This is a genomic window from Faecalicatena sp. (genome assembly GCF_058819085.1).
Map to the genome: position 1 here is coordinate 126094 of NZ_JBZUUL010000006.1, position 8041 is coordinate 134134.

Below are 8041 nucleotides of genomic sequence, written 5' to 3' on the forward strand. Positions count from 1 at the left end.
TTTCTTTCCTCTGTGTTCCCTTTGTTTTCGTTCCTGCTGTCTCCTAACCCTCATTGAACGCGGTAATGTTTTCCTTATTTAATACAAAATCATAGTAATTCAGATCCAGCCTCTCTGTCCATCCGATCGTGTTCCAGAATGCATTTCCCACATCATTCTTTGTAAATGCGATCAGAGAGACCTTACTGATCTCCTCTTTTCTTAGAGCCTCCATCGCCATGACTACCATGGCCTTTCCGATTCCTCTCCTGCGGTACGCTTCATCGACACATACATGATACAGGCATCCCCGCCTCCCGTCATGCCCGCACAGGATGCTGCCGACGATTTTTCCGTCCTCCACGGCAACAACGCTTGTGGTGGGGTTCCTTTTGAGAAAACGTCTCACCCCCTCTTTCGAATCATCAATGCTGCGGATGCCAAAGCCTCTGATCTTCATCCATAACGCATATACGCCGTCGTAGTCTTCTATTGTCATTATACGAACCATATCTTCCCTCTCATCTTCACTCTAGTCTTACCTCCCTTATTATGGGAACATTGGGACCAGCTTCAGCCCTTCTGTTTCTTCCAATCCAAACATCAGATTCATATTTTGAACTGCCTGGCCTGCCGCTCCTTTTACAAGGTTATCCATCGCTCCCATCATGATAATGCGTCCAGTACGCTCATCGATCTTGAAATTGATGTCTACATAATTACTGCCCTCCACCCATTTTGTCTCAGGGCACACATCCTTCTCCAATACGCGGACAAATTTTTCATCGGCGTAGTATTTGTCATAGACAGCCTTTACTTCTTCATATGTAACCTCTCTGGCCAGCTTCGCATATTCTGTTGCAAGGATTCCTCTGTTCATCGGGACCAGATGAGGGGTGAAGTTTAACAGAACTTTTTCTCCCGACGCATATCCTAACTGCTCCTCGATCTCAGGGGTGTGTCTGTGTGTTGCAACTCCGTATGCTTTGATATTTTCATTTACCTCGCAGTAAAGATTCGGAAGCTTCGCTCCCCTTCCTGCACCTGAGGTACCGGACTTGGCATCGATGATCAATGTGCTCATGTCGATCAGTCCTTCTTTCGCCAGCGGATATGCCGTTAAGATCGAGCAGGTTGTATAGCATCCCGGATTTGCCACCAGTCTTGCCTTCTTTACCTCCTCCCGGTTGATCTCACACAAGCCATATACCGCTTCCTGGATAAATTCCGGACTCTTATGCTCAATACCGTACCACTTCTCATATATGGATACATCCTTGATCCGAAAATCCGCACTCAGATCTATGATCTTTACCTTGGACAAAATCTCCTCACTCACAAGTGATGCGCAGAGTCCCTGAGGTGTGGCCGTAAAGATCACATCCACCTGGTCCGCCAGCTCCTCCATATTGTCATCCATGCAGACCGCATCCACGATCTGGAACATATTCTGATAGACCTGCGCATATTTCTTGTCTATATAACTTCTGGAACCATACCAGACGATCTCTGCCTCTTTATGTCCTGTCAGGATCCTCACAAGCTCACCGCCCGCATACCCTGTCGATCCTATGATACCTACCTTGATCATATGTAAAACTTCCTTTCTTTTTCTAACTTATTATCATATACCTCTTTTTACATGAAGTAAAGAGCTGTCTTCCTGCTTTGAATAAACATCGTAACTGTTCAGACATGTAAGCCCGGTTCCGCGGCAGTACCCGGCAGCTGAGCAATGACGAAATATAAATAACACTTGCATAATTATACATCTATACTGTATATTATGCAAGTGTTATTCAAAACTTTTTTATTTTTCTTTCATTCCGGCGGATTTTCCCGCTGACACATTTCGGTCTGTCAGATACGGCATACTCTTATTTTCTCACCTGTCCGTCACCAAATATGATATATTTTGTGGTAGTTAATGCCTCCAGCCCCATCGGGCCTCTTGCATGGAGTTTTTGTGTGCTGATCCCTATTTCCGCGCCAAAACCAAATTCAAAACCATCTGTAAACCTGGTCGATGCGTTGACATACACAGCCGCCGCATCAATCTCATCCTGAAACTGCATCGCATTTTTATAATTTTCTGTAATAATGGATTCCGAATGCCCTGTATTATAAGTATTGATATGCCGGATGGCCTCGTCCAGTGAGCCCACGGTTTTCACAGAAATCACCGCATCCAGATATTCCGTCCCCCAGTCCTTTTCATCGGCAGGAACGATGTCACTGCTGTATCTGCAGGCTGCCTCGTCTCCCCGGATCTCCACACCATGTTTTTTTAGACGGCTCACGATCATTGGGACTGCCTGTTCTGCCACACACTCATGGATGACCAGTGATTCACAGGCATTGCATACGCCCATCCGCTGCGTCTTTGCATTTTCAATGATATCTGCCGCCATGTTCAGATCCGCATATTCATCTACATAAATATGGCAGTTTCCGGTTCCTGTCTCGATCACAGGCACGGTACTGTTTTCCACTACGCTGGAGATCAGCCCTGCACCTCCCCTTGGGATCAGCACATCAATATATCCGTGAAGTCTCATCATCTCATTCACTGCTTCCCTGCCGGTGTCCTCCACAAGAAGGATCAAATCCTGGGGAAGCTTCTCCTTACGGAGTCCCTCTTTTACAGCATGAACGATGGCCTTGTTGGAATGGATCGCGTCGCTGCCGCCTCTTAAGATCACGGCATTTCCAGTCTTGAAACAAAGACCGAACGCATCAGCCGTCACATTTGGCCTGGACTCGTAGATGATTCCCACGACACCTAAGGGGACTCTTTTTTTTCCGATACGAAGTCCGTTCGGCCTGGTTTTCATAGACAGCACTTCTCCGGCCGGATCCTCCAAGGCTGCGATCTGCCTTAATCCCTCTGCCATGTCGAGAATCCTCTGGTCAGTCAGACGGAGACGGTCGGTCAGAGCTTCCTTCATCCCACGTTCTTTTGCTGCTGCCAGGTCTTTTTCATTCTCTTCTAAAATAAAATCTATCTTCCGGCATAATTCATCTGCCACAGCCAAAAGCCCTCTGTTCTTTTCATTTGTTCCCAGCCTTCCGGCAGACCTGGATGCTTCTTTTGCTCTAGTTCCCAATGTTTCCATATAACTTCCCATAATGTCCTCCTATCATATCAGCTGCCAGTTCCAACGAGTATACTACCGGATCCTTTGCTCCGTCATTGTCTGTCTTCTCTTTTGCTGCCTCCTTTTTCTGCCGCTTTGCCTGCCTGCGGTATTCTGCCCGCTGCGGTGCCAGTTCGTTTTCCAATTCTTTGGAATGCTCCCTGGACAAAAACAGGGTCCCCACCTTTTTCCCTGCCATGATGTCGTTGATAGAATAAATATTGGCACCATTTGCGATCACCATATCTGCCCCGCAGGCGGTAGCGATCTTGGCTGCCTCGATCTTGGTCGACATTCCCCCTGTCCCCAGGTCATTGGAAGCCCCCTTTGCCATCTGCTCCAGATTTCCATCGATTTCGGCCACTGTGTGGATGAATCTGGCATTCGGATTCTTTTTGGGATCATCCGTATACAGCCCTTCGATATCCGACATCAAAATTAACAGATCCGCATCGACCAGCTTTGCCACATAGGCAGCCAGCGTGTCATTATCTCCAAAATTCCCATAAGAAAGTTCATCAACAGATATCGCATCATTTTCATTTACAATAGGAACCACATTCATGCGGAACAATTCGTCAAAGGTCTGTCTGGCATTCCTCCTGCATTCTTCATTGATGATCGATTCCTTGGTCAGGAGCACCTGAGCTGTCAGCTGACTGTATTCATTGAACAGCTTCTCATAGATCATCATCAGACGTCCCTGCCCGACTGCGGCACAGGCTTGTTTGGCAGCCTCTGTCTCAGGTTTCCCTGCCAGACCCAGAACATTCCTTCCGATCCCCACTGCACCGGAGGAGACCACGATCACCTCCCTCCCCTTATTCCGCAGATTGATGAGTATCCTGACAAACTTTTCTAATTTATCCAGGTTGATATTGCCGGTCTCATCATAAGTGATCGTTGTAGTCCCGACCTTGATCACGATTCTTTTCTTGCTTCCTAAAATTCCTTTACGATCCATCATTCTCTACCATCCTTTTCTTCCTTGTGTGCCGTGTACCTGGCGGTCTTGGCTATATTTTAAAGAAAAAGAGAGCCGGATATTCTTTTTCCCGCCTCTCTTTATGCTTTCTCCAAAAGCTCCCACGTAAATCGCGGAATCCTCTGAAAACCAAAAAAGGATAGAAGCATACTGCTATACTCCTATCCTTCGTATTCTTATCCATACCAAGCATTCAGCACAACGATATCCTCTTTACTGCCAATATTCATTTTTATACTCTGCGCATACCCCAAAGGGACTGGGAGCGCACGGCACAAAAACTACACTGTCAGCAAACGGCAGAGTCTGATCAAACTGATTCATGATGTCAAAACTGTAAAATTTATCTTCCATCACTTTAACTCCATTCATTCGTGTGGTTTTTTGGTTTCCATTCGTTGTTCTTATTTTACCCACATTTCATGATTTGTCAAGCGATTTCCGGCATTTTTTCATCTCATAAAAACTAGACGATAGTCTAATTGAACCAGAGTCTATTGCTGCAATTCCGCTATTTTCAATGTATACTGAAAAATCGTTTCTTTTTTATATACATCAGATTTTCATCTATTTTATTTCTTTGATATATCGTCATATCATGCTTTTTTCTTCTTTGCCCTTGGCCTGGGTGCCGGAAGCTCCTCACAGGTTCGTACTACCAGCTCCCTTAAAAAGTCTGTATCCTCCAGCTCCTCCACCAGATACATCCCGGGGGTCCCGCCATGGGGCGCCATGGGCTTAGCACCCGGCATCAGTTCCAGGCCGGCCTGTGTCATCTTTACATAAAACTGGTTGTCCTCGACCGTCCCGAAAAACTTTCCATCCCGCCACAGACCGTATTCCCCAAACAACTTCTTATAACTGATATCGCCGGCTTCTTTCAGCTGCCCGGCTACATATTCCACATATTCTAATGTTGATGCCATTTTTCTTCTCCCTGAATCGTAACCTCTACTTTACTCCTATATATACATGGATCTCCGCCTGGTCCATCTCACTATCCTGGTACTCTTCGAAATCACACACAAAGGTCCTCTTTAGCTCCATCTTCCAAAGTTCCTGCCAGAATTCTCCCACGGCTGTCTGCACATTTCCCCTGACAATGAACTTGGCATACCTTCCCGCCGGGATCGTAAAGAGAGTCACACCCTGCGGCATCTCCCCTGTTCCATCTACTTCACAGGCTACAGAAAAATCATAATCAGCCTTTTCATCCGCCTCATACCCGGAATAGACTCCCAGCGACTTTCCGGTTACTTTACCGGGAAGCCGGCTATAAATCCCATCCTGATAAAACTGCTGCCACAAGCCTCCGATCACCATCCCCATATCCGGCGAAAAATTATTGGTCCTTGCACGTAAACCGGCTGCCTTCTTTTCCTGTAATTCTACGATTTCATATTCCATGCTGTGTAACCTTCCCTTCTTTTGATAAAACAAGGTTACCACACAAAACACGACATCTATATGTCACGATTCATATTTTTTCTGCATGCCCTTTAATATCTCTTCTAATTCCTGACGCAGCTCCACAGGCTCTAACAGCTCCGCCTGATCCCGAAAGCTTAATATCCAGCCGATCACACTGTCCTTGTCCACGAATCCGAACCGGAACAAAAGCTTTCCATCCTCACGGACTTGAAAGCTGTCCATCCCATAGTCCTCGATCAGCCTCCACTTCATTGCAGGCTCAAAGACGGCCTTCACATCGATCAGGGCCGGAAAGACTGTTTCATTTTCAATCTTAAACTCAGGCAGCCTGCGCGGTTCAAATGTCTTCCCATCCCCCCTGACCTGGGGCATCCGGTTCAACTTGAACATACGGTAATCCTGTCTGGCCAGACAATATCCCCAAACATACCAGGACGCCCATTGAAACACGAGAAGATACGGTTCTATCGTACGGATCCCTTCACCACCCGGTGCGTAATAGTGAAAGGTGATCTGCTCTCTTCTGTCGATGGCCGCCTGGATCAGTTCTATCTTAGGGGCAAGTGAATTCTTATACCAGGAGGACAGATCGATCACAATGTGCTGATTGGAGGTCAGCACCGACGAATTCCCCACCGACAGCTTCTCCATAAGCTGCTGGTAGCGGCTGCTGCCGGAAACACTGTCCAGACTCCGAAGCCCTGTCAGGATCGCCCGCATATCTGCGGATGTCAGAAGCGTCCTGTCCATCCGGTATCCGTCCATGATCGAAATACCGCCTCCCACTCCCTGTGTTGTCACCAGAGGGATCCCTGCCTTACACAGAACCTCGATATCCCGGTTGATGGTCCTCCTGGACACCTCAAACTTTTCCGCAAGATAAGGTGCCGTCACCTTCTCCTGCTGGAGCAGTATTGATAAAATCCCTATTAAACGGTCAATCTTCATCTGGCTTAAACACTCCTTCTTCCTCTATTCTGTCTGATCTGTATATCGTCTCAACAGCCTGCTAAACTCCTCATCTTCTCTGAGGAACTCCATTTCCTCGTCCGTTTTTAACATTCCCACGATCTGCCCAAGCATTCTTTCCCTATAGGCACCTTTTTCCAAACTCCCTTCCTTCTGGGGGATATGGCTGTAAAGCCTTGCCTCAGAAGGCCTCCAGACTTGTTTCAGCGAAGGGAGCATTTGCTTTAATACCTGAACCGTTTTCTCTTTATCACGCATGGACACAGCCATCTGAAACTCTGCCGCCCATGCAGAATATTCCCACATCTCATAGAGCTGAACCGTCTGTACTGCCTTCTCTACAAAATATCGGGCATCCTCCATCCGTTTTTCTTTGAGTGCGATCCCCATCAGAAGCATCAGATCTGTATAAATCCCATTTGCGGATTTCAGTATTTTCCCCTCTTCCAGCTGCGCCGCCTCTTCATAACGCCCCTGACGGTAATAAAGCTGTGCCTGCAGCTGTCTCTTATCCTGCAATGCAGGGTCCGGCAGAAGCTCGATCTTTTCCTGTGCCTTTTCGTATTCCCCCCGGTTCATATACTTAAGAGCCAGCATTGTATTCGCCTGTATCCGTGCGGCATCATCCTTGCTTTGGGCCGCCCTCTCATACAGTGTTTCAATCACTTCCAGATACTTCTGCTTCTTTTCTTCCTCCAGACCGGACGAAAACATCTGAAGTTCTCCCTCCAGTGTCCCTGCAATCTGAAACAAAAGCTTTCCGCTGCCCGGGTATTCACAGACCTTCTCTATCGCCTGCTGATAGGCCGCCTCAAACCCGTCTTTCAGGAAAACGTCTGCGATCTGACCGCACCATAAAGCAATCTCCTGATCCGTCAATTCCTCCCGAAAGGACAAAAGTGTATTCAGATCCGTCTCCAAAAGCCTTGCCAATGCGGGCAGAATGGTAATGTCCGGGTAACTGATCCCTCTCTCCCATTTATTAAATGCAGAGGCCGTGATTCCGAGACGCACTGCCGCCTGTTCCTGTGTCAGTCCCAATGACTTTCTTTTTTCTCTGATAATTTCATGGATCCGCATGAAAATTCCTCCTTTTTCTTTATATGACCAGGTATATCTCCGGCGCGTAAAATGTCCGGTTTCCCAGCCCTTTCGTCTAATCTTCATGTACTACAATGAGCATATCAGATACTCAGGTCCTGACACAACGGAGCCTGATTCACATTTCTCAGCGAAAAATTAACTGTCCGTCACATTTTCCACAGTCCTAAACAATGGTCACACCAAGAAGCTTGGCAATCTCGGCTGCCTGGAACATGTTAATCTTCATCCCTGCCACCTCACGGTATGTATCAGATACCATGATACTTTCAATCACGCTGTCCGAGAAATCCATTCCTTTTAAGGAAGTCCGAAAGAAATCAGCCTTCGTAAAATCTAATTTCACAAATTTGGTCTTCTTTAGCTTCACCTCTGAAAAAAATGCCTCCCGAAAGCTGCACATCTCTGCTTTGCTTCCCTCAAAAAGGCTGCCTCCAAA

10 protein-coding genes are annotated in these 8041 nt (G+C 47.0%); all 10 read right to left on the bottom strand.

Annotation, left to right across the window (positions count from 1 at the left end; genetic code table 11):
• Positions 1-43: 43 nt before the first annotated feature.
• Positions 44-490, bottom strand: a complete 447-nt coding sequence (locus AC4OGX_RS04870; protein WP_493328824.1) for a GNAT family N-acetyltransferase — start codon at positions 488-490, stop codon at positions 44-46.
• A 39-nt stretch (positions 491-529) separates the two neighbouring features.
• On the bottom strand, positions 530-1570 hold the full coding sequence (argC, locus tag AC4OGX_RS04875) for an N-acetyl-gamma-glutamyl-phosphate reductase (RefSeq protein WP_493328825.1): 1041 nt from the start codon (positions 1568-1570) through the stop codon (positions 530-532).
• A 286-nt stretch (positions 1571-1856) separates the two neighbouring features.
• Complete coding sequence (locus AC4OGX_RS04880) at positions 1857-3107, bottom strand: glutamate-5-semialdehyde dehydrogenase (protein ID WP_493328826.1); 1251 nt, start codon at positions 3105-3107, stop codon at positions 1857-1859.
• Positions 3076-4080 (bottom strand): glutamate 5-kinase, encoded by a 1005-nt coding sequence (proB, locus tag AC4OGX_RS04885; protein ID WP_493328837.1) that lies wholly within the window; start codon positions 4078-4080, stop codon positions 3076-3078. Before proB ends, AC4OGX_RS04880 begins: the two co-directional genes overlap by 32 nt.
• A 234-nt stretch (positions 4081-4314) precedes the next feature.
• Positions 4315-4473 (bottom strand): hypothetical protein, encoded by a 159-nt coding sequence (locus AC4OGX_RS04890; protein ID WP_493328827.1) that lies wholly within the window; start codon positions 4471-4473, stop codon positions 4315-4317.
• Between the two features lie 224 nt (positions 4474-4697).
• A complete protein-coding gene (locus AC4OGX_RS04895; protein ID WP_493328828.1) occupies positions 4698-5027 on the bottom strand; it encodes a TfoX/Sxy family protein in 330 nt (109 codons plus the stop codon).
• A 25-nt stretch (positions 5028-5052) separates the two neighbouring features.
• On the bottom strand, positions 5053-5508 hold the full coding sequence (locus AC4OGX_RS04900; RefSeq protein ID WP_493328829.1) for a GyrI-like domain-containing protein: 456 nt from the start codon (positions 5506-5508) through the stop codon (positions 5053-5055).
• 63 nt (positions 5509-5571) lie between these two features.
• Complete coding sequence (locus tag AC4OGX_RS04905; protein ID WP_493328830.1) at positions 5572-6480, bottom strand: helix-turn-helix transcriptional regulator; 909 nt, start codon at positions 6478-6480, stop codon at positions 5572-5574.
• A gap of 24 nt (positions 6481-6504) precedes the next feature.
• A complete protein-coding gene (locus tag AC4OGX_RS04910) occupies positions 6505-7581 on the bottom strand; it encodes a helix-turn-helix domain-containing protein (protein ID WP_493328831.1) in 1077 nt (358 codons plus the stop codon).
• 187 nt (positions 7582-7768) lie between these two features.
• Positions 7769-8041, bottom strand: a 273-nt coding sequence (locus AC4OGX_RS04915) for a pentapeptide repeat-containing protein (RefSeq protein WP_493328833.1), incomplete at its 5' end; no start/stop codon positions are given.

What these genes read in the sequence shown, in the direction of transcription:
- AC4OGX_RS04870 (WP_493328824.1), bottom strand. Translation starts at nt 490, where the DNA reads ATGGTTCGTATAATGACAATAGAAGACTACGACGGCGTATATGCGTTA.
- argC (WP_493328825.1), bottom strand. Translation starts at nt 1,570, where the DNA reads ATGATCAAGGTAGGTATCATAGGATCGACAGGGTATGCGGGCGGTGAG.
- AC4OGX_RS04880 (WP_493328826.1), bottom strand. Translation starts at nt 3,107, where the DNA reads ATGGGAAGTTATATGGAAACATTGGGAACTAGAGCAAAAGAAGCATCC.
- proB (WP_493328837.1), bottom strand. Translation starts at nt 4,080, where the DNA reads ATGGATCGTAAAGGAATTTTAGGAAGCAAGAAAAGAATCGTGATCAAG.
- AC4OGX_RS04890 (WP_493328827.1), bottom strand. Translation starts at nt 4,473, where the DNA reads ATGAATGGAGTTAAAGTGATGGAAGATAAATTTTACAGTTTTGACATC.
- AC4OGX_RS04895 (WP_493328828.1), bottom strand. Translation starts at nt 5,027, where the DNA reads ATGGCATCAACATTAGAATATGTGGAATATGTAGCCGGGCAGCTGAAA.
- AC4OGX_RS04900 (WP_493328829.1), bottom strand. Translation starts at nt 5,508, where the DNA reads ATGGAATATGAAATCGTAGAATTACAGGAAAAGAAGGCAGCCGGTTTA.
- AC4OGX_RS04905 (WP_493328830.1), bottom strand. Translation starts at nt 6,480, where the DNA reads ATGAAGATTGACCGTTTAATAGGGATTTTATCAATACTGCTCCAGCAG.
- AC4OGX_RS04910 (WP_493328831.1), bottom strand. Translation starts at nt 7,581, where the DNA reads ATGCGGATCCATGAAATTATCAGAGAAAAAAGAAAGTCATTGGGACTG.